This is a genomic window from Comamonas sp. Tr-654 (assembly GCF_011752915.1).
In the GTDB taxonomy this organism is placed as follows: domain Bacteria; phylum Pseudomonadota; class Gammaproteobacteria; order Burkholderiales; family Burkholderiaceae_C; genus Comamonas.
Genome location: NZ_VWWQ01000002.1, coordinates 502,389 through 522,455, shown reverse-complemented (window position 1 = coordinate 522,455; position 20,067 = coordinate 502,389). Strand labels below are relative to the sequence as shown.

General features: G+C 62.7%; 17 protein-coding genes. 9 read left to right on the top strand and 8 right to left on the bottom strand.

Annotated features, from left to right (window positions below; translation table 11 throughout):
• Nucleotides 1-249: 249 nt before the first annotated feature.
• The 8 genes from F3J24_RS08045 to F3J24_RS08010 all read left to right on the top strand — a co-directional run bounded on the left by F3J24_RS08045 (nt 250) and on the right by F3J24_RS08010 (nt 11,183).
• Nucleotides 250-1,056 carry an inner membrane protein YpjD gene (locus F3J24_RS08045; RefSeq protein ID WP_050872476.1) on the top strand — a complete coding sequence of 269 codons (807 nt, stop codon included), beginning with the start codon at nt 250-252 and terminating at the stop codon, nt 1,054-1,056.
• Nucleotides 1,053-1,298: a PP0621 family protein gene (locus F3J24_RS08040; protein WP_167004470.1), complete on the top strand. Its 246-nt coding sequence runs from the start codon at nt 1,053-1,055 to the stop codon at nt 1,296-1,298. The genes F3J24_RS08045 and F3J24_RS08040 overlap by 4 nt, the downstream gene beginning before the upstream one ends.
• A gap of 4 nt (nt 1,299-1,302) precedes the next feature.
• Nucleotides 1,303-3,108 (top strand): PAS domain-containing sensor histidine kinase, encoded by a 1,806-nt coding sequence (locus tag F3J24_RS08035; RefSeq protein ID WP_167004467.1) that lies wholly within the window; start codon nt 1,303-1,305, stop codon nt 3,106-3,108.
• A 47-nt stretch (nt 3,109-3,155) separates the two neighbouring features.
• Nucleotides 3,156-4,622, top strand: a complete 1,467-nt coding sequence (locus tag F3J24_RS08030) for a sigma-54-dependent transcriptional regulator (protein WP_370527727.1) — start codon at nt 3,156-3,158, stop codon at nt 4,620-4,622.
• Nucleotides 4,615-5,232, top strand: a complete 618-nt coding sequence (gene ampD, locus F3J24_RS08025; RefSeq protein WP_167004463.1) for a 1,6-anhydro-N-acetylmuramyl-L-alanine amidase AmpD — start codon at nt 4,615-4,617, stop codon at nt 5,230-5,232. Before F3J24_RS08030 ends, ampD begins: the two co-directional genes overlap by 8 nt.
• A gap of 517 nt (nt 5,233-5,749) precedes the next feature.
• Nucleotides 5,750-8,659 (top strand): ribonucleoside-diphosphate reductase subunit alpha, encoded by a 2,910-nt coding sequence (locus F3J24_RS08020; RefSeq protein WP_167004460.1) that lies wholly within the window; start codon nt 5,750-5,752, stop codon nt 8,657-8,659.
• A gap of 221 nt (nt 8,660-8,880) precedes the next feature.
• Nucleotides 8,881-9,972, top strand: coding sequence for a ribonucleotide-diphosphate reductase subunit beta (locus F3J24_RS08015; RefSeq protein ID WP_167004457.1), 1,092 nt, complete (start codon nt 8,881-8,883; stop codon nt 9,970-9,972).
• A 179-nt stretch (nt 9,973-10,151) separates the two neighbouring features.
• Nucleotides 10,152-11,183 carry a hypothetical protein gene (locus tag F3J24_RS08010; protein WP_167004454.1) on the top strand — a complete coding sequence of 344 codons (1,032 nt, stop codon included), beginning with the start codon at nt 10,152-10,154 and terminating at the stop codon, nt 11,181-11,183.
• A gap of 104 nt (nt 11,184-11,287) precedes the next feature.
• On the opposite strand, the gene F3J24_RS08005 is transcribed toward F3J24_RS08010, so the two are convergent.
• The 7 genes from F3J24_RS08005 to F3J24_RS07975 form a co-directional block, all read right to left on the bottom strand.
• Nucleotides 11,288-12,187 carry a carbohydrate kinase family protein gene (locus F3J24_RS08005; protein ID WP_167004451.1) on the bottom strand — a complete coding sequence of 300 codons (900 nt, stop codon included), beginning with the start codon at nt 12,185-12,187 and terminating at the stop codon, nt 11,288-11,290.
• A gap of 111 nt (nt 12,188-12,298) precedes the next feature.
• Entirely contained in the window at nt 12,299-13,573 is a 1,275-nt protein-coding gene (locus F3J24_RS08000) for a zinc-ribbon and DUF3426 domain-containing protein (RefSeq protein WP_167004447.1), read from the bottom strand.
• Between the two features lie 61 nt (nt 13,574-13,634).
• On the bottom strand, nt 13,635-14,525 hold the full coding sequence (prmA, locus tag F3J24_RS07995) for a 50S ribosomal protein L11 methyltransferase (protein ID WP_167004443.1): 891 nt from the start codon (nt 14,523-14,525) through the stop codon (nt 13,635-13,637).
• A gap of 144 nt (nt 14,526-14,669) precedes the next feature.
• Nucleotides 14,670-16,028 carry an acetyl-CoA carboxylase biotin carboxylase subunit gene (accC, locus tag F3J24_RS07990; protein ID WP_043006024.1) on the bottom strand — a complete coding sequence of 453 codons (1,359 nt, stop codon included), beginning with the start codon at nt 16,026-16,028 and terminating at the stop codon, nt 14,670-14,672.
• Nucleotides 16,029-16,152: 124 nt separating this feature from the next.
• Nucleotides 16,153-16,608: an acetyl-CoA carboxylase biotin carboxyl carrier protein gene (gene accB / locus F3J24_RS07985; RefSeq protein WP_043006025.1), complete on the bottom strand. Its 456-nt coding sequence runs from the start codon at nt 16,606-16,608 to the stop codon at nt 16,153-16,155.
• A 147-nt stretch (nt 16,609-16,755) separates the two neighbouring features.
• Nucleotides 16,756-17,307 carry a TlpA disulfide reductase family protein gene (locus tag F3J24_RS07980; RefSeq protein ID WP_167004440.1) on the bottom strand — a complete coding sequence of 184 codons (552 nt, stop codon included), beginning with the start codon at nt 17,305-17,307 and terminating at the stop codon, nt 16,756-16,758.
• Nucleotides 17,300-17,902: a hypothetical protein gene (locus F3J24_RS07975; RefSeq protein WP_205244654.1), complete on the bottom strand. Its 603-nt coding sequence runs from the start codon at nt 17,900-17,902 to the stop codon at nt 17,300-17,302. The genes F3J24_RS07980 and F3J24_RS07975 overlap by 8 nt, the downstream gene beginning before the upstream one ends.
• Nucleotides 17,903-18,175: 273 nt before the next feature.
• On the opposite strand from F3J24_RS07975, the gene mpl reads away from it, so the two are divergent.
• Nucleotides 18,176-19,594: a UDP-N-acetylmuramate:L-alanyl-gamma-D-glutamyl-meso-diaminopimelate ligase gene (gene mpl / locus F3J24_RS07970; protein ID WP_167004437.1), complete on the top strand. Its 1,419-nt coding sequence runs from the start codon at nt 18,176-18,178 to the stop codon at nt 19,592-19,594.
• A gap of 144 nt (nt 19,595-19,738) precedes the next feature.
• Here the strand turns inward: mpl and F3J24_RS07965 are convergent, their stop codons facing one another.
• The gene (locus tag F3J24_RS07965; RefSeq protein ID WP_167004434.1) at nt 19,739-20,056 is read right to left on the bottom strand and encodes a hypothetical protein; all 318 of its coding nucleotides are present in this window, start codon (nt 20,054-20,056) and stop codon (nt 19,739-19,741) included.
• Between the last annotated feature and the right edge of the window lie 11 nt (nt 20,057-20,067).

Sequence of the window (20,067 nt, the reverse complement as noted above, 5' to 3'; positions counted from 1 at the left end):
CTGCCCAGAGGCGGACTGGCCCGCAAGAGAGCGATCCGGAGCGCCCTGCAAGACCTTTAGCATCGCGGGAGATTGCGCCAGCCCAGCTGCCGGCCGCCAGGCGAAAGCCCTTGGAAATGGGGTTCGGCGGCTGTGCAGGCGCTCAAACCCGGGTCGCAAGCGGCTTCGGCTGCGCTTTATACGCAAATTTGACGCATGGCAGCATCCTGCAAAGCATGAGTGCAGGCCTGCGGCACTATCATAGAAAGCATGCTTTCCCAACCGCTCACTGCAGCTGGCCCCATTGGCTGGATTCTGGCCCTGGCAGCAGCCATTGCCTATGCCATCCCTGCACTTGCCAGCCGGCATCTGCAAGAAACCGGCGCCCGCCGCTGCCTGCGCCTGGCCTGGGCCCTGCATGCCCTGCTGCTGGGCTGGGGCCTGCTGGGCGAGCAGCCGCGCTTCGGCTTCGCACCCGCACTCTCGATCACCGCCTGGCTGGTGCTGACCGTCTATGTGGTCGAGCAGCAGCTGTACCCGCAGCTGCGCTCACGCTGGCCGCTGTCCATACTGGGAAGTGTGGCCGTGCTTCTGGCCGTGGTGTTTCCCGGCACTCCACTGCATGTCAACGCCTCGGCTTGGCTACCGCTGCATCTGGCCCTGGGCATTGCTTCCTACGGCCTGTTTGCCGCAGCCGTCGTGCACGGGGCGCTGATGAGCCATGCCGAGCGGCAGATGCGCCAGGGCGGCGACCATGACAGCGGACTGCCTCTGCTGACCCTGGAGCGGCTGACCTTCCGCTTTGTCGGTGCCGGCTTTGTGCTGCTGACCGCCACGCTGGCCGCAGGCTGGCTGTTTGGCGAGCAGCTCTACGGCAAGGCCTGGGTGTGGAATCACAAATCCGTTTTCTCGCTGCTGTCCTGGCTGGCTTTTGCCGTACTGCTGTTCGGGCGCAAGCGATTTGGCTGGCGCGGCCAGAGCGCCGTGCGCGTTCTCTATATCGGCGCCATCTTTCTGCTGCTGGCCTATGTCGGCTCGCGCTTTGTGATTGAAGTCCTGCTGGAGCGCGCGGCATGAAGTATTTGCTGGTCCTTCTGGTCGTGGTGGTGGCTGTCGGCATCTGGCGCAGCAAGCGCCGCGCCGAAGCGGCAGAGCCCACCCGGACGGCCGCCAATCTCCCGAAATCTCAGACCATGGTGGCCTGCGCACACTGCGGCCTGCACCTGCCGCAGGCAGATGCCGTAAGCGATGCCTCGGGTCAGAGCTTCTGCAGCGCGGAACATCGCCGCCTGGCCCAGCAAGACACTGAGCGCCACTGACCGCATGGTGAACTCCGCCTCACCCTGGCAGCACACCGCCATTCCGCTGGATGCGGCCATCAGCCGGCGCGCAGACGCCAGCCTAAACGCCCCATTTGTGCGTCTGTGGCAGGCCTTCCTCAGCGGCCGCGTGCTGCTGGCGCTGGCCCTCATCCTGCTTCAGACGCTGAATCTGCAGCTGCAGAACATCAGCTCGCCCCTGGCCTGGCTGATCTGCTTCACCTATCTGGCGCTCACCGTGGTGCTGCGTCTGGCTGCAGCACGGCATTTGCCAGCACCTCGCGCCGCCCTGCAATGGCTGCCCGTGATCGGTGTCGACATCGCGGTGATCTTTCTGCTGCAGATCTTTCAGGTCGGCTCGCTCAACTACACGGCGCTGCTGGCCATTCCCGTCCTGATCTCCTCGGCGCTGGGCGGGCTGATGCTGGCCTTTGGCGCCACGGCCGGCATCACGCTGCTGACGCTGGCCCATACCTTCTGGCAATACCATGGCGGCCTCAACGACGGTGCCCAATCCTATTACCAGGCGGCTTTTTCCTGTGCGGGCTATTTCTGCGTGGCCTATCTCACGCACGAACTGGCCAAGCGTGTCCGGCGCGAGCGCTCCCAGGCCTTGTTCGACCGCCTGCGCACCCAGACCCAGGAGCAGGTCAACAGCCTGGTGATCAACCACTTCTCCGACGGGGTGCTGGTGGTCGACTCCAGCCTGCAGGTGCTGCAGGCCAATCCTGCCGCGCTGCAGCTGCTGGGCCTGGCCATGGATCACCCCCAGCCTTTTTCCCTGCAGGCCCACAGCTGGTGGGAGCCGCTGGCGCATGCGACACAGGCCAGCTTCGCCCATGCCCGTCCGCTGTCCGCCACCATCCATCTGCAGGCCCATGAGCGCCATGGCGCCACGGGCATCCATGTGCGCACCCGCATCACCGAGGTTTCGGCCCCCTACCTGGACGAGGGCCCCCAGGCGCAGGCCAGCCACTCGCTTTGCGTCATGTTTCTTCACGACCTGCGCGAGATGGAGGCGCAGCTGCGCACCGAAAAGCTGGCCTCCATGGGCCGCATGTCGGCGGCCGTGGCGCATGAGATACGCAACCCACTGGCCGCCATCACCCAGGCCAACGCGCTGCTGGCCGAAGACCTGAGCAGCCAGCCCGGCCCCCAGCAGCTATGCCGCATCGTGGGCCAGAATGCCGACCGGCTGGCCCGCATTGCCGAAGAGATCCTCAATCTGGCGCGCGTACAACAGGACTCGGAAACCCACCAGGGTCAGTCGCTGCCGCTGGACAATCTGCTGGCCCAGATCAGCCATGAATGGCGCATGCAGGCCACGCCATCCCGCCAGCTCTTGCTGCGGCTCAATGCCACGGCCCGCCATATCCTGTTTGATGAAGAGCATCTGCGCCGCGTACTGATCAACCTGCTGGACAATGCCCAGCGCCACCGCAGCAACGCCGGCCATGAGACGGGCCTGCAGCTGATCAGCGGCCATGGGCCTTTGAACGGCCAGCCCCCGGGTCTCGCGCCGCAGGACGACATCTGCTGGTTCATGGTCTGGAGTGACGGGGAGCCGCTGGATTCCAGCGTCGAGCGCCATCTGTTCGAGCCCTTCTTCTCCTCCCAGAGCCGCTCCAGCGGCCTTGGACTCTATATCTGCCGCGAGCTCTGCCAGCGCTACGATGCCTCCATCAGCTATCAGCGCCTGAGCCTGCGCACGCCGCAAGGCGATGTGGACGGCAATGCCTTTATCGTGACTCTGCGCGGCGGCCCTGCCTCGCTCGCAAGCCACGGCCTGTTTGACTCGATCATGGTGTAAGCCCAGTGACATCCTCGCCTCACTCCTCCGCAGCAGCCAGCATTCTCGTGGTCGACGATGAACCCGATCTGCGCACGCTCTACGAGCTGACGCTGCTGCGCGAAGGCTACCGCGTGGAAACCGCAGGCTCGATCCAGGAAGGCAGGGCTCAGCTGCAGGAGCGCCATTTCGATGTCGTGATCACCGATATGCGCCTGCCCGACGGGATCGGCATGGAGCTCTTGCTGCAGCTGCGCGATCCCTCGCGCAGCGAGCGCTGCATCGTCATGACGGCCTACGGCTCGGCCGAGAACGCCGTGGAAGCCTTGCGCGCCGGTGCCTTCGACTATCTGACCAAGCCCGTGGACCTGCGCCAGTTCCGCCAGGTCGTGGCCTCGGCCGTACAAGGCATGGGCGCGGTGCCCAAGCCCGGCAATCCGCAGGCCGGCGGCAGCGCACCGGCCCATGACGCGGGGCCGGCAGACCAGCCGGACGCCCTGGAAGCGCTGGTGGGCAACTCTCAGGCCATGCAACGCGTCAAGCAGCGCATCGCCAAGGTTGCCAAGGGCATGGCTCCCGTGCTGATCCACGGTGAATCCGGCACGGGCAAGGAGCTGGTGGCGCGCGCCCTGCATGCCTGCAGCCAGCGGGCCGACGGCCCCATGGTCGCCGTCAACTGCGGTGCCATCCCGGAAAACCTGCTCGAAGCCGAATTCTTCGGCGCCCGCAAGGGCTCCTATACCGGAGCCACGCAGGACAGGCCCGGCTACTTTCAGGCCGCTCAGGGCGGCACCCTGTTTCTCGACGAGATCGGCGATCTGCCCCTGGCCATGCAGGCCAAGCTGCTGCGCGCCATCCAGGAGCGCAAGATCCGCCCGCTGGGCAGCACCCAGGAAGAAGCCGTCGATGTGCGCATCCTCAGCGCCACCCACCGCGACCTGGGCGCGCAAGTGCAGTCCGGCAATTTCCGCCAGGACCTGTTCTACCGGCTCAACGTCATCGAAATCGAGCTGCCCGCGCTGCGCGAGCGCCGCGAAGACCTGGGCCAGCTCTGCCAGGCTTTGCTGCAAAAGCTGGCCCGCGAGTCCGGCCTGCCCACGCCGGAGCTGGACGAAATCAGCCTCGGCCAGATCGCCGGACTGCCGCTGCCAGGCAATGTGCGCGAGCTGGAGAACGTGCTGCACCGCGCCATTGCACTGGGCGATGAAGGCCCGCTGCGCCTGCCCGAATCCGGCCCCGGTGCCGGTGCTTCGGCAGCGACGCCAGCCCCGCACTCAGGCACTCAGGCATCGGAGACCGGCGCACCGGCGCCTCAGCACGCCGGCAGTCCGGCCACGCTGCCCGAGGATCTGCAAGGCTGGCTCGACGAACAGGAGCGCAGCATCCTGGTCCGCGCCCTGCAGGACAACGGCTTCAACCGCACGGCCACGGCGGCCAGGCTGGGCATCAGCCTGCGCCAGATCCGCTATCGCATCGACCGACTGGGCATAGACCTTCCGGCCGAGGGCTGCAAACACCAGAGCGACAATGTCTGATCCCGCCCCCCTCGCTCAGGACCTGCCGCAGCAGCCGCTGTGGCAGGCAGGCTGGTATGGCGCGGCGCGCCACCTGGCCTCGCCCAATTTCGGCCCGCGCCCCGAGGGGGCGCAGATCGACCTTGTCGTCATCCACTCCATCAGCCTGCCGCCGGGCCAGTACGGCACGGGCGCGGTGCAGCAACTGTTCACCAATCAGCTCGACTGGGACGCCCATCCTTATTACCAGGGCATTCGCGGCCTCGAAGTCTCGTCCCATTTCTTTGTCACGCGCCAGGGCGAGATCTGGCAGTTCGTCAGCTGCGACGACCGCGCCTGGCATGCCGGCGTGAGCCAGTGGCGCGGGCGCGATCGCTGCAACGACGACTCCATAGGCATCGAGCTGGAAGGCCTGGAAGGCCTGAGCTTCGAAGCCCCCCAGTACCAGGCCCTGCAACAGCTTTGCAGCGCCATCGCCGCGCAATACCCGGTGCACTACATCGCCGGCCACGAGCACATCGCGCCCGGACGCAAGCAGGACCCCGGGCCTGGCTTTGACTGGCAGCGCCTGCAGCAGCAGCTGGGCAGCGCGGGCGGCACCCGGTCATGGGAATTTCCGCCGCGCGCTTAATCGCCGGCCTGATCTTTTCATAGCGCCTTCCGCTTGCTGTCTCTTGAATTCCTGGTGATTCAGCACTGGAATTACCTGTTGACAGGCATCAGGCGCTCCTCTTTTTGTAGGCCCGCATCATCTATCGCTTCTGCGCCTGGAAGCGGCATGTCAATGGCGCGCGCGCAACAACTGTCGCCTGCATCAAACACGCAAATTTTTTACATATTTCCGGCCCGATCTGCCGCCGCGCGCAACCGCGCCACAGGCCTTTATTCATGCGGGATGAAGTCATTTTTGCGGCTGTCAAGCGGTGCTCGAAATGCCAGATTCAGTAGTTTCATCAGGTCGCTCGGATTTAAGCGCGATACACTACCGGTAGTGTTTTGAAGCGCCTTAGACCCCATATCTAGTGTTTACAAGTTGTGCACACCCTGTGCAAACCATGTGCAAACCGAGGCGCCGAATCGTGTTTTTGATGGCCTGCCAGCAGTGCAGGCCTTTGTCTGCCTATCCACATACTGACTCAGAGGAACTTATGCAAGAAGCGTTGAACTCACTGCCTTCTGCCGCACCTACCGGTGCAGCCAATTCTTCCTCCCCCAATGACAGCTACCAGATCATCCGCCGCAGCGGCGATGTGGTGGCTTTCGCACCCCAGAAGATTGCCGTGGCCCTGACCAAGGCTTTCCTGGCCGTGCGCGGCGCGCAGGGCGCGGCTTCCGCCAGCGTGCGTGACACCGTCAACGAACTCACCGACGGCGTGGTGCGCGCCCTGGTGCGCTCGCGCCCCGATGGCGGCACCTTCCATATCGAAGATGTGCAGGACCAGGTCGAGCTGGGCCTGATGCGCGCCGGTCACCAGGACGTGGCCCGCGCCTATGTGCTGTACCGCGAGCGCCGCAACCAGGAACGTGCCGAGCAGAAGAAGGTCGCCGAAGTGGCTGCCGCTGCCGCCACCAAGCCCGTGCTGCATGTGACCGACAACGGCCAGCGCGTGCCGCTGAACCAGGAGCGCCTGGAAGCCCTGATCGTCGCTTCCTGCGGCAATCTGAATGCCGACATCCAGTCCGCCCCCATCGTGGCCGAAACCCTGCGCAATCTGTATGACGGCGTGCCTCTGGCCGAGGTCTACAAGGCGTCCATCCTGGCCGCCCGTACGCTGATCGAAAAAGACCCCGACTACACCTATGTCACCGCCCGCCTGCTGCTGCACACCATCGTGCGCGAAGTCATGGGCCGCGACGTGCAGCCAGCAGAAATGCAGGCCGCCTATGCCGACTACTTCCCCGGCTTTGTACAAAAGGGCGTGGACAACGAGCTGCTCAACCCCGAGCTGCTGAACTACGACCTGCCCCGTCTGGCCAAGGCCCTGAAGGCCGAGCGCGACGAGCAGTTCGACTACCTGGGTCTGCAGACCCTGTACGACCGCTACTTCCTGCACGTGCGCAAGACCCGCATCGAGCTGCCCCAGTCCTTCTTCATGCGCGTGGCCATGGGCCTGGCACTGAACGAGCCCGACCGCAACGCCCGTGCCATCGAGTTCTACGAACTGCTGTCGTCCTTCGACTTCATGTCGTCCACCCCCACGCTGTTCAACAGCGGCACGCTGCGTTCGCAGCTGTCGTCCTGCTACCTGACCACCGTGCCCGACGACCTGGACGGCATCTACGAATCCATCAAGGAAAACGCTCTGCTGTCCAAGTTTGCTGGCGGCCTGGGCAATGACTGGACCCGTGTGCGTGCCCTGGGCTCGCGCATCAAGGGCACCAACGGCGAATCGCAAGGCGTGGTTCCCTTCCTCAAGGTAGTCAACGACACGGCCGTTGCAGTGAACCAGGGCGGCAAGCGCAAGGGCGCAGTCTGTACCTATCTGGAATCCTGGCACCTGGACATCGAAGAATTCCTGGAGCTGCGCAAGAACACCGGCGACGACCGCCGCCGCACCCACGACATGAACACGGCGAACTGGATTCCCGACCTGTTCATGAAGCGCGTGATGGAAGCAGGCCAGTGGACCCTGTTCTCGCCTGCCGACGCTCCCGATCTGCACGATCTGTACGGCGAAGCCTTCGAGAAGGCCTACACCGCCTATGAAGCCAAGGTCGACAGCGGCGAGCTCAAGCTGTTCAAGCGCGTGCCTGCCGTGGATCTGTGGCGCAAGATGCTCTCGATGCTGTTCGAGACCGGCCATCCCTGGATCACCTTCAAGGACCCTTGCAACATCCGCTCGCCCCAGCAGCACGTGGGTGTGGTGCACTCGTCCAACCTCTGTACCGAGATCACGCTCAACACCAGCGACACCGAAACCGCAGTCTGCAACCTGGGCTCGGTGAACCTGGTCCAGCACATCAAGGACGGCAAGATCGACCACGACAAGCTGCGCAAGACCGTGAACACGGCCATGCGCATGCTGGACAACGTGATCGACATCAACTACTACGCCGTGCAAAAGGCCAAGGACTCCAATCTGCGCCACCGCCCCGTGGGCATGGGCCTGATGGGTTTCCAGGATGCGCTGTATGAAATGCGCACCGCCTACGCCAGCCAGGGCGCCGTCGAGTTCGCCGACGAAGCCATGGAAGCGATCTGCTACTACGCTTACTGGGCATCGACCGAGCTGTCCAAGGAACGCGGCACTTACTCCACCTTCAAGGGCTCGCTGTGGGATCAGGGCATCCTGCCTCCCGACACCCTGAAGCTGCTGGAAAAGGCCCGCGGCGGCTATGTGGAAGTGGACCGCTCCGCCAAGCTGGACTGGGATGCCCTGCGCGCCAAGATCGCCCAGGACGGCATGCGCAACTCCAACTGCGTGGCCATCGCCCCCACCGCCACCATCTCCAACATCGTGGGTGTGGATGCCTCGATCGAGCCTTCGTTCGGCAACCTGTCCGTGAAGTCCAATCTGTCGGGCGAATTCACAGTCATCAACCAGTACCTGGTGCGTGACCTCAAGCGCCTGGGCCTGTGGGACGACGTGATGGTCATGGATCTCAAGCATTTCGACGGCTCGCTGCGCGCCATCGACCGCGTGCCGCAAGAGATCAAGAACCTCTACGCCACCGCGTTCGAAGTCTCGCCCGAATGGCTGGTGGAAGCCGCCTCGCGCCGCCAGAAGTGGATCGACCAGGCCCAGAGCCTGAACATCTACATGGCCGGTGCATCGGGCAAGAAGCTGCACGACACCTACATGCTGGCTTGGCTGCGCGGTCTGAAGACCACCTACTACCTGCGCACCACCAGCGCGACCAATATCGAGAAGTCCACCGTGCAAAGCCGTGTGCTGAACGCCGTGTCCTCCGGCGCTCCTGCAGCCTCGGCAGCCCCTGCGGCCAAGCCTGCGGTCAGCGCACTGGAAGCGGCTGCCGCCGCTGCCCGTGCACAGGCACCCGCCACGGACATCAAGTTCTGCGCGATTGACGATCCTGGTTGCGAGGCTTGCCAATAAGCTCTCCCTGAGGCGCTGCGCCGAAGCGGCCCCGCGCCTTCCCCCTTTCTCGATGCATTGCATCGGGAGGGGGACGACACCTTCGCTGCGAGACGGCTCTTGCCCGGTGTCTTTGGTTTGGAGTGCGCCAGTATTTGAGTGGCGCAACTCCATCAATAAATGTTTGAAAAGCTGGATGTCGATTGCACTGCGCCCAGCTTTTTCCCTTGAAGGAATAACTCATGCTGAGCTTTGACGACGACACCTTTGCCTCTTCCGCCACCAACGCAGAAGCCGGCGCGTCCACCAGCACCCACAAGCGCGTGAATGCCGCAGACAAGCGCATCATCAATGCCAAGACCGACGTGAACCAGCTGGTTCCCTTCAAGTACAAGTGGGCCTGGGAAAAGTATCTGGCCACCTGCGCCAACCACTGGATGCCGCAGGAAGTGAACATGACGCGCGACATCGCGCTGTGGAAGGACCCCAACGGCCTGACCGAAGACGAGCGCCGCATCGTCAAGCGCAACCTGGGCTTCTTTGTGACGGCCGACTCGCTGGCCGCCAACAACATCGTGCTGGGTACCTACCGCCACATCACGGCGCCCGAATGCCGCCAGTTCCTGCTGCGCCAGGCTTTCGAGGAAGCCATCCACACCCATGCCTACCAGTACATCGTGGAATCGCTGGGTCTGGATGAATCGGAAATCTTCAACGCCTACAACGAAGTCCAATCCATCCGCGACAAGGACGAGTTCCTGATCCCCTTCATCGAAGCGATCATGGACCCCAACTTCCACACCGGCACGCCCGAAACCGACCAGACTTTGCTGAAGTCGCTGATCGTTTTTGCCTGCCTGATGGAAGGCTTGTTCTTCTACGTGGGCTTCACGCAGATCCTGGCTCTGGGCCGCCAGAACAAGATGACGGGCGCTGCCGAGCAGTACCAGTACATCCTGCGCGACGAGTCCATGCACTGCAACTTCGGCATCGATCTGATTAACCAGCTCAAGCTCGAGAACCCCCATCTGTGGACGGCCGAGTTCAAGCAGGAAATCACGGAGCTGTTCCAGAAGGCCGTGGAGCTCGAATATCGCTACGCCGAAGACACCATGCCGCGCGGCGTGCTCGGCATGAATGCATCCATGTTCAAGGGCTATCTGCGCTACATCGCCAACCGTCGTGCCACGCAGATCGGTCTTGAAGAGCTGTTCCCCGGTGAAGAAAATCCCTTCCCCTGGATGAGCGAAATGATCGATTTGAAGAAAGAACGTAACTTCTTTGAGACACGAGTGATCGAGTATCAGACCGGAGGCGCACTTTCTTGGGATTAATTGCTTCTAAGCAGGCACAATGCGAGTCATGACTTGCTTCACTTCATTGCTACAAAAAACTGAGATTTTTGGCGTGAAGCAAATTTGTGTTCCTAGCGATGCGTAACTCCACATCGCTTTGAATCGTCCGGCACTGCAAAGAGCCGGACGTCTTATGCAAATCAACGAAGGAGAAAATGATGGCAACTGCGAAGAAGACGGCCGCCAAGGCCACAACCGAGAAAAAGACACCTGCCAAGAAGGCGGCCGCGCCCAAGGCTGAAGCTGTGAAGAAAACAGCTGCAACCAAGACTGCAGCCCCCAAGGCTGCTGCTCCTGCAAAGGCTGCACCGAAGAAGGCTGCAACTGCTGCCAAGGCTGCTGCTCCAGCAAAGGCTGCTACCAAGAAGGCTGCAACAACCGCTAAGGCTGCTGCTCCTGGCAAGGCTGCTGCTCCCAAGAAGGCTGCAACAACTGCCAAGGCTGCTGCTGCACCAGCGAAGGCTGCCCCCAAGAAGGCTGCAACAACTGCCAAGGCTGCTGCTCCAGCGAAGGCTGCCTCCAAGAAGGCTGCAACTGCTGCCAAGGCCGCTGCTCCAGCGAAGGCTGCCTCCAAGAAGGCTGCAACTGCTGCCAAGGCTGCCGCCCCCAAGAAGGCTGCAACAACTGCCAAGGCTGCTGCTCCAGCGAAGGCAGCCCCCAAGAAGGCTGCAACTGCTGCCAAGGCCGCTGCTCCAGCGAAGGCTGCCCCCAAGAAGGCTGCAACAACTGCCAAGGCTGCTGCACCCAAGAAGGCTGCAACTGCTGCCAAGCCCGCTGCCCCCAAGAAGGCTGTAACTGCTGCCAAGGCTGCTGCTCCAGCGAAGGCTGCCCCCAAGAAGGCTGCAACAACTGCCAAGGCTGCTGCACCCAAGAAGGCTGCAACAACTGCCAAGGCTGCTGCTCCCAAGAAGGCTGCAACAACTGCCAAGGCTGCTGCTCCTGCCAAGGCTGCCGCTCCCAAGAAAGCTGTAGTTGCCAAGGCTGCTGCCCCCAAGAAGGCTGCAACTGCTGCCAAGGCCGCTGCTCCTGCCAAGGCTGCCTCCAAGAAGGCTGCAAATGGTGCCAAGGCTGCCCCCAAGAAGGCTGCCACACCTGCACCTGCCGCCGTTACCGAAACCACCGCACCCGTGGCGCAGACCCGCCTGGCACCTCAAGCCGCCTGGCCCTTCCCCACAGGTAACAAGCCCTGATCGGTTCGCTGACCTGCACGCCATAAAAAAGCCCAAGCTCTCTTGCGAGAGCCGGGCTTTTTTACATGCACCGCGATCAGTACCCCCAGGGCACTGACATCACATCAGGGCTGGAAGTCCAGCTGATAGTTCTGCGGGCCGCGTTGCGCAATCTTCAGCGCCCCCAAGCGGTTGCCCAGTTCGGCGCAGCGCAGCAGATCCCAGCCACGTTCCAGACCAAACAGGAAAGCACCTCGCCAGGCATCGCCACAACCCGTGGGGTCGACCACAGCGGCAGGCTTCACCGGTGCCACCAGGGTCTTCTCACCCTGCTGCCAGACTTCGCAGCCTTCGGCACCCAGGGTCACAACCAGACCGCGCACCTTGCGCGAGATCTCATCAAAGCTCAGGCCCGTGCGCTCGCTGAGCATCTTGCCTTCATAGTCGTTCACTGCCACCCAGTCGGCCTGCTCGATAAAGGCCTTGAGTTCATCGCCGTTGAACATGGGCAGGCCCTGACCCGGATCGAACACGAAAGGAATACCTGCAGCCTTGAACTGGGCGGCGTGGTCGATCATGGCCTGGCGGCCATCGGGAGCGATGATGCCGACCTTGACCTCGGCGGCCATATCGGCCGTGATCCGGTTCTCGTGCGCCTGCATCATGGCTCCGGGATGGAAGGCCGTGATCTGGTTGTTGTCACGATCGGTCATGATCATGCACTGCGCGGTGTGCGTGCTCTGCAGCTGACCCACATGGCGGGTTTCGATGCCCAGGTCCTTGAAACGCTGCACATAGTCCGCGCCGTCGCTGCCCACCATGGCCATGGGGTGAGCATCGCCACCGAGCAGCCTCAGGCTATAGGCAATATTGCCGGCGCAACCGCCAAAATCGCGGCGCAGCGTGGGCACCAGAAACGACACATTGAGGATGTGCAGCTGGTCGGGAAGAATCTGGTCGGCAAAACGACCTTCAAAGGTCATGATGTTGTCGAATGCCAGCGACCCACAGATCAAAGCGGCCATGGTGCGTTCTCTTTCAAAAATGAATAAAGGGGGGCTTGCGCCAACCAGGATGTACAACGGGCATTTCTATTGACGACACACCCTGCCTGATCCGAATTGGCACAAGCCGTATCAGGGGTAAAAAACCAGCGCCCGGTAACCGGCCACAGCAGCGCCAAGATCCTGCACTTGCACAGGCACATTGACGCTCCACTCCTGGCGGGCTTGCAGCTGCTGTGGGGCCCCCAGAGGCTTCAGGTCGATGACTCGGCGCAGCAAGGGTCTGTCCTGTGCATCGGTCAGGGTCAACTCGGCCATGGGCATGGCCACCGGCACATCGGAGCGATTCTCCAGGGTCAGGCTCCACTGGTACTGACGGACATCGGCAAGCTGCTTGAAGCCCGAGCCACTGATCACCACATCGGCAATCGCGCGGCGGGCCTGCAGCTCGCAGCCTGCCAGACTGCAGGCCTTGGCCAGCACGGGAGCCAGTGCCGGATACTGCGCTGCCAGCACATCGCGCTGCTGCCAGGCATGCTGCCCGACGACACCGGCAACAGCCAGCAGCGAACCCAGCACCAGCACCACGCGCATTCCTGCCGAGTGCCAGAATGCCTGGCGACGGGCCTGGCGCACAAAGCCTGGCTCATTGCCAGTAAAGGCACCAACCTCATCCTGATCCGCATCCGTGACGGCCTGCGCCCGGTCCCTGGCAGGTTGTACATCGCCGATATCGGCGTGCAGCGGCGCCTCGCTCCGGGCTCTGTCCTCGAGGCCATGCTCGGCCTTGGGCATCAGGGCCTCGCTTGGCGGCGGCGATACCAGCAGCTCCGGCTCCAACGCCGGCTCGGCAGGAGCGGGAATATCACTGGCTTCCAGCTTGTCTTCCGGCTCCCTCGCCTCTAGATGAGGCTCATGCTGAGCAGCCCCGGCATCCTCTTCAGTCAGCGGACGCGCCTGATCGACAAACGAGGACTGTCCATCCGCCATCCCGGGCATGGACCCGGACGGCTCTGGCTCGGAAACCACATCGGCAGACTCCGCTGCCGGCGCGGCTTCTGCGGCCTGAGCAACACTCGCTGCCGCGTCTACCGAATCCGAAGCCGATTCCTGCGGGGCCTCAGAGGCGGAAGCGACCAGCGCGGAATCCGCAACATCCTGCTGAGGCCAAGCCGGCGCCGGTTGTTCGCCAGCTTCCGTAGGCTGCACCTCCTGCACGGCCGGCTTCTGCGGCGCATCGGCAGCTTCCGGCTGCAGCAGCTCGTCGGGCACGGACTGCAGATCCTGCGAGGCATCAAAGACGCTTTGGCACATCCCGCAGCGCACCCAGCCCTGCGAGATACGCAGCTGGTCGGCAACCACTTTGAAGCGGGTTCCACAGGAAGGGCAACGGGTGACTTGGCTCATCAAGATGTCATTGTAGGCAGCAACCACCCGCACACCTGCTGGCGACGGGTCTGTCTCGCGATCAGGCCGCGCGCCGGGCGGTCATGAGAATCCAGCCGTCCTCGCTATCGGCCACCTCGAGCTTGAGGTAAGGCGCATAAGCCTCCTTCAGCTCGTCGGCCTGACGCTCCAGAATGCCGGCCAGCACCAGATTGCCACCGGCCTGCACACGGCCGCACAGCAGCGGAGCCAGCACCTTGAGCGGCGTGGCCAGGATATTGGCCAGGACGGTCTGGTATTCGCCGTCGGCCGCATCGGGCAGACCAGCCTTGACCTCCACATGATTGGCGCTGCTGTTGTAGTTGGTCGACTCCACGGCGGCAGGATCGATGTCCACCGCATCCACATCGGTCGCGCCGAACTTGGCAGCACCAATGGCCAGGATGCCCGAGCCGCAGCCGTAGTCCAGCGTGCGTCCCAGAGTCGCCTGGGGCTGACGCGCAATCCAGCGCAGACACATGCGGGTGGTGGGATGGGTGCCGGTACCGAAAGCCAGACCGGGATCCAGACGGATGCTGACCTTGGCCTGCTCGGGCAGCTCATGCCAGGTAGGCACGATCCAGAACTCGGGCGTGATGTCCACGGGCTCGAACTGCGACTGCGTCAGGCGCACCCAGTCCTGCTCGGGCACGGGCTTAACGGCCAGAATCTTGCAGCCTTCGAAAAAATCCTGCGGCAGCAGCAGATCACGCGCCTCGGTAGCCGCAGCTTCGCTGGGATAGAGAGCGATCACGCGGCTGCGGTTCCAGCCTTCCTTGGGCGCGGGCATGCCGGGCTCGCCGAACAGCGCCTGCTCGGCCTCGGTCTGCGCATCGGCATCTTCGACGGACACGCTCAATGCATCGAGTGCATCCAGCGCTTCGCTAATGGTTTCGACCCGATCTTCGGGGCACAGCAGGCTCAGCTCGAACATGGCCATCCTTTCTAGCAACTGCGTCATTCACGCTAGGCCGGAGCCTAAGACGAGAGCGCAAGTTGTACTTTCCTGAAAAACGAAAATGCTGGCCTCCGTTGCCAGAGGCCAGCATGGGAACTCAGAGCTGCAAGGCTCCTGATCTCATCGCTTGTTGGGCGTGCGATGCGTCAGCCACTCTTCCAGGTAGTGGATGTTGGTGCCGCCTTCCATGAACTTGGAGTCGACCATCAAATCCTGGTGCAGCGGGATATTGGTGTTGATGCCTTCCACCACGGTCTCCAGCAAGGCGGTACGCATGCGGGCCATGGCCTGCTCGCGGGTGTCGCCATAGGCGATGATCTTGCCGATCATGGAGTCGTAGTTGGGCGGCACGAAGTAGTTGTTGTACACATGGGTGTCCACACGCACGCCAGGGCCGCCGGGAGCATGCCACATGGAGATGCGACCGGGCGAGGGGATGAACTTGTACGGATCTTCCGCGTTCACACGGCACTCGATGGCGTGGCCCTTGAACTCGATCTGGCGCTGCGTGAAAGGCATCTTCTCGCCGGCCGCGATCATGATCTGGGTGCGCACGATGTCGATACCCGTGATCAGCTCGGTGATGGGATGCTCCACCTGCACGCGAGTGTTCATCTCGATGAAGTAGAACTCGCCGTTCTCGTACAGGAACTCGAAGGTACCCGCACCACGATAGCCGATCTTCTTGCAGGCCGCGGCGCAGCGCTCGCCGATCTTCTCGATCAGACGGCGGGGAATGCCGGGAGCCGGAGCTTCCTCGATCACCTTCTGGTGGCGACGCTGCATGGAGCAGTCGCGCTCGCCCAGATACACGGCGTTCTTGTGCGTATCGGCCAGCACCTGGATTTCCACGTGACGTGGGTTCTGCAGGTACTTTTCCATGTAGACGGCAGGATTGCCGAAAGCAGCGCCGGCTTCGGCCTTGGTCATCTGCACGGCATTGATCAGTGCAGCTTCGGTGTGCACCACGCGCATGCCGCGACCGCCGCCGCCGCCCGAGGCCTTGATGATTACGGGATAGCCGATGGTCTTGGCAATGCGCTTGATGAGTGCGGGATCGTCGGGCAGCTCGCCGTCCGAGCCGGGCACGCAAGGCACGCCAGCCTTGATCATGGCTTGCTTGGCCGACACCTTATCACCCATGGTGCGGATGTTCTCGGGCGTCGGGCCGATAAAGGTGAAACCGCTCTTTTCCACGCGCTCGGCAAAGTCGGCGTTCTCGGACAGGAAGCCGTAGCCGGGGTGGATGGCTTCCGCATCGGTCACCTCGGCAGCCGAAATGATGGCCGGCATGTTGAGGTAGGACAGCGGGGAAGGAGCCGGACCGATACACACGGCCTCATCGGCCAGCTTGACGTACTTGGCATCACGGTCGGCTTCGGAATACACCATCACCGCCTTGATACCCAGCTCACGGCAAGCGCGCTGGATGCGCAGGGCGATCTCGCCCCGGTTGGCAACCAAAATTTTCTTAAACATGAAGTTCCTCGCAGCTTGGTGCCTGTGCCGCAGCACAGACCACTGCCAATGACTCAGTCGCGCAGCCAGTGGCTAGCGCACCTCGGCGCTGCAATGCGAACTGCATGCAACGCCTCATGATCTATCACTCGATCACGAACAGAGGCTGGCCGTATTCCACAGCCTGGCCGTTTTCACCCAGAACGCGAACGATGGTGCCAGTCTTGTCGGCTTCGATTTCGTTGAGGATCTTCATGGCTTCGACGATGCAGATGGTGTCGCCTTCCTTGACCTGGCTGCCCACATCCACAAAGGCCTTGGCGCCAGGGCTGGAGGCACGGTAGAAGGTACCGACCATGGGCGACTTGACCACATGACCTTCTGCAACGGCCGGAGCGGCCACCGGTGTGGCGGCTGCGGGAGCGGCAGCCACGGGGGCGGCCATCATGGGAGCAGCTTGCACGGGGGCAGCGACGTATTGGTGGACCACACCTTCGCTCTTGACGATACGGACCTTGCCCTCTGCTTCGGTGATCTCCAGTTCCGACACATTCGATTCGGACACCAGATCAATAAGGGTCTTAAGTTTTCGCAAATCCATGGGAGCTCCAGCGACGTAATTCTAAACAGGGCGCGAATTTACCTCAAATTCGGCCTTCTGCGTGCATTGGCAGATATTTTTCACTAACGTCGCCATGGAATTTAGTTACCTACACTTTTCTGACGACAAGAGCAATGTTCGTTCGCTCTATTTGCTCCAATCTGTCAGATCTTCGCGGGAAAGCTCGCCTATTTTACGTTGTCGCACTTGCCCCTTGGCATCAAAAAAAACCGTGAACGGCAGGCCACCCTGCAAGTTACCGAGGCTTCGGGTCAGCCCCAATCCCCCTTGCATGGCGATGGCTACCGGAAATTGCACGGGTTGGCGCTGCAAAAAACGCATCACTGCTTCGGATTTGTCGACCGCCAACCCCACGACCTGAATGCCTTTTGCGCCCTGCTGCGCCGCAAACTCGCTGAGCATGGGCAGCTCCTTGACACAGGGCGGACACCAGGTGGCCCAGAAGTTCACCAGCAGGGGACGACCCTGTAAACCAGCCATGGCAAAAGGCTTGCCATCGGGGGTTTCAAACGTCTGACTCCATAGCTGTGCCTCGACGCCAGGGCCCATGGCCTGCGGCTGGCTGCGCCACCAGGCCACACCGGCGCCGCCCCCTGCCGCCACAGCGGCCACTGCGCCGGTCAGCCACAGACGGCGCGAGCCATTGGTCGACTTGTTCTCAGGGGTGTTTTCACTCATCGCGGCTCTCCTGCAGCAGCTTGCGCAAGGCCTTGGCATCGCCACGCGGGCTGCGGCCATGGCTGTCGGGCTTCATGGCGCCGCGCATATCGTCATGGTCGTAGACCAGCAGGTGCACGCCCACGGTTTCATTGATCGGCTTGCACAGTGCGTGAACGGAAAGTGCCTCGACCGGCTTGCCCTGAAAGCCGGTGACCGTGCTCGGCTCGTACTGCACATGATTGTTGATGAGCGCTATTTCGGCTGACTTGGGATCGTCGCAGAACAGCTGCAGATAGATGTCCGACAGCCGCGTGGCCGTCCCGCGCCAGACGGCACCGGCCAGATGCGGGCGAAACTCCTGCAGCCTGTCCATCCAGACCAGGGCCAGCTCGCGCAGCGCCTGAAGCTCCTGCGGCTGCGTCTCGCCGCAGAACAGCTCTATATATTCGCGCACGGCCTCTTCAAGCTGGTCGTTATTGGGTAGCGCCGTGCGGCCGGGCAGGCCGAGCTGACGCACGGCCCGCTGCTTGGCCGGACCCCATTCCAGACCTTCTTCCACCACAATCCGGGCGGCCGTCTGGGCAATTTCCGCAGTCACATTATCCAAACTCATAGCGCCATTTCATCACGCCCGCCGCAGCAAGCGCAGCAGGTCATGCACGCATTGTGACCCAGATGAATGACCGCACTTTGACCTGACCTGTACAGGCCAATGTTTTGATAGCTGCTAGCGCCCGCTTTGTATGGAACTGAAAGTAAAAACACATTTAAATCTATATAGATCATGCGTAACAAGCTATCAATTTGATAAGAAAGGTTACCGTCAGCGCCCAGGCGGGCCATGGCTCGCCTACAGGGCATGCAGGCAAACGTAGAATCCCCGGCCATGCACATACATATTCTGGGCATTTGCGGCACCTTCATGGGGGGCCTGGCCGCCTTGGCACGAGAAGCCGGTCACAAGGTGACGGGCTGCGATTCCGGCGTTTACCCGCCGATGAGCGATCAGTTGCGCCAGCTGGGCATCGAGCTGATCGAGGGCTATGGCGCCGACCAGATCGCACTCAAGCCCGATATGTATGTGGTCGGCAACGTGGTCAGTCGCAAGCGCCTGGCCGACGGCTCGCCCAAGTTCCCGCTGATGGAAGCAATTCTGGACACCGGCGCCGCCTATACCAGCGGCCCGCAATGGCTGGCCGAGCATGTGCTGCACGGTCGCCATGTGCTGGCCGTGGCCGGCACCCACGGCAAGACGACCACCACCTCCATACTGACCTGGGTGCTGGAGTGCGCCGGGCTGCAGCCCGGTTTTCTGGTCGGCGGCGTGCCGCTGGACTTCGGCGTCTCCGCTCGTCTCGGCGCGGTCAGACGTCCAGTCACCGGCCCCGGCCCTGTGGGCGACCAGACCGTGTTTGTGATCGAGGCCGATGAATACGACACCGCCTTCTTCGACAAGCGCAGCAAGTTCGTGCACTACCGCCCTCGCACGGCCGTGCTTAACAACCTGGAATTCGATCACGCCGACATCTTCGACGATCTGGCGGCCATCGAGCGCCAGTTCCACCATCTGGTGCGCACCGTGCCGTCGACCGGCCGCGTGGTGAGCAATGGCCTGGAAGAAAGCCTGAGCCGAGTGCTGACCCAGGGCTGCTGGAGCGAAGTGCGCAGCTTCGGCACAACTGTCAGCGATTTCAGTGCCGATGGCGATCCTGGCGACTTTGCCGTGCTGCATCGCGGCCAAAAAGTGGCGCAACTGCGCTGGAGCCTGACCGGCGTGCACAACCAGCTCAACGCGCTGGCCGCCATCGCCGCCGCCGACCATCTGGGCGTCAGCGCCGAGGTGGCCTGCGAAGCCCTGTCACGCTTTCAGAACGTCAAGCGCCGCATGGAGCTACGCGGTACGGTCAATGGCATCGAGGTCTATGACGACTTCGCGCACCACCCCACAGCCATCCGCACCACCCTGGACGGCCTGCGCCTCAAGCTGGGTACGCAGGCCCGCATCCTGGCGGTGTTCGAGCCGCGCAGCAACACCATGAAGCTGGGCACCATGAAAAGCCAGCTGCCCTGGTCGCTGGAAAGCGCCGATCGGGTCTTCTGCCACACTGCGGGCCTCGACTGGGATGCCGCCGAAGCGCTCGAATCCATGGGCGTGGGCCCCGGCCAGCGCGCCCAGGTCGCCGGCGATATCGAGACCCTGATAGCGCAGATCACCGCTGTCGCACGCCCCGGCGACCATATCGTCTGCATGAGCAACGGCGGCTTTGGCGGCATACACGCCAAGCTGCTGCAAGCGCTGAAATAAGCCCTCCCAAAAAGCAAATGCCCGCTCAACGCGGGCATTTTTCATTGTTCGGGCACTGAGCAAGCCAGAGACGCCAAGCAAGGGCCGCCCCGCAGCAAAGGCGTCGTCCCCCTGGGGGAAGCCGCAAAGCGGCTCAGGGGGGGATCAATAACTAATCGACATCGCCGGCACATCCACCCGGATCAAGGGCTTGGCCAGCACGGCCTGGGCAGCCAGGGCATAGCTGTTGCGCCAGTCCTGGTTGTCAAACAGCTCGGGACGATTGCGCGCCTCACGCGCCACCACCACCAGCTTGTCAGCCAGCAACACCTTGCCGGTAGCCCGCAAAGGCTCGCATTCGAGCGAGACAAACTGCTGATCCAGCCAGCGTCGGCCTTCGTCCGAACTCACAGGGGACAGCGACTGGGTATCGACCCGGTATTCACGGTCGCCATCCAAAACCACGATTACTTCACTACGCATAAATCTCCTCT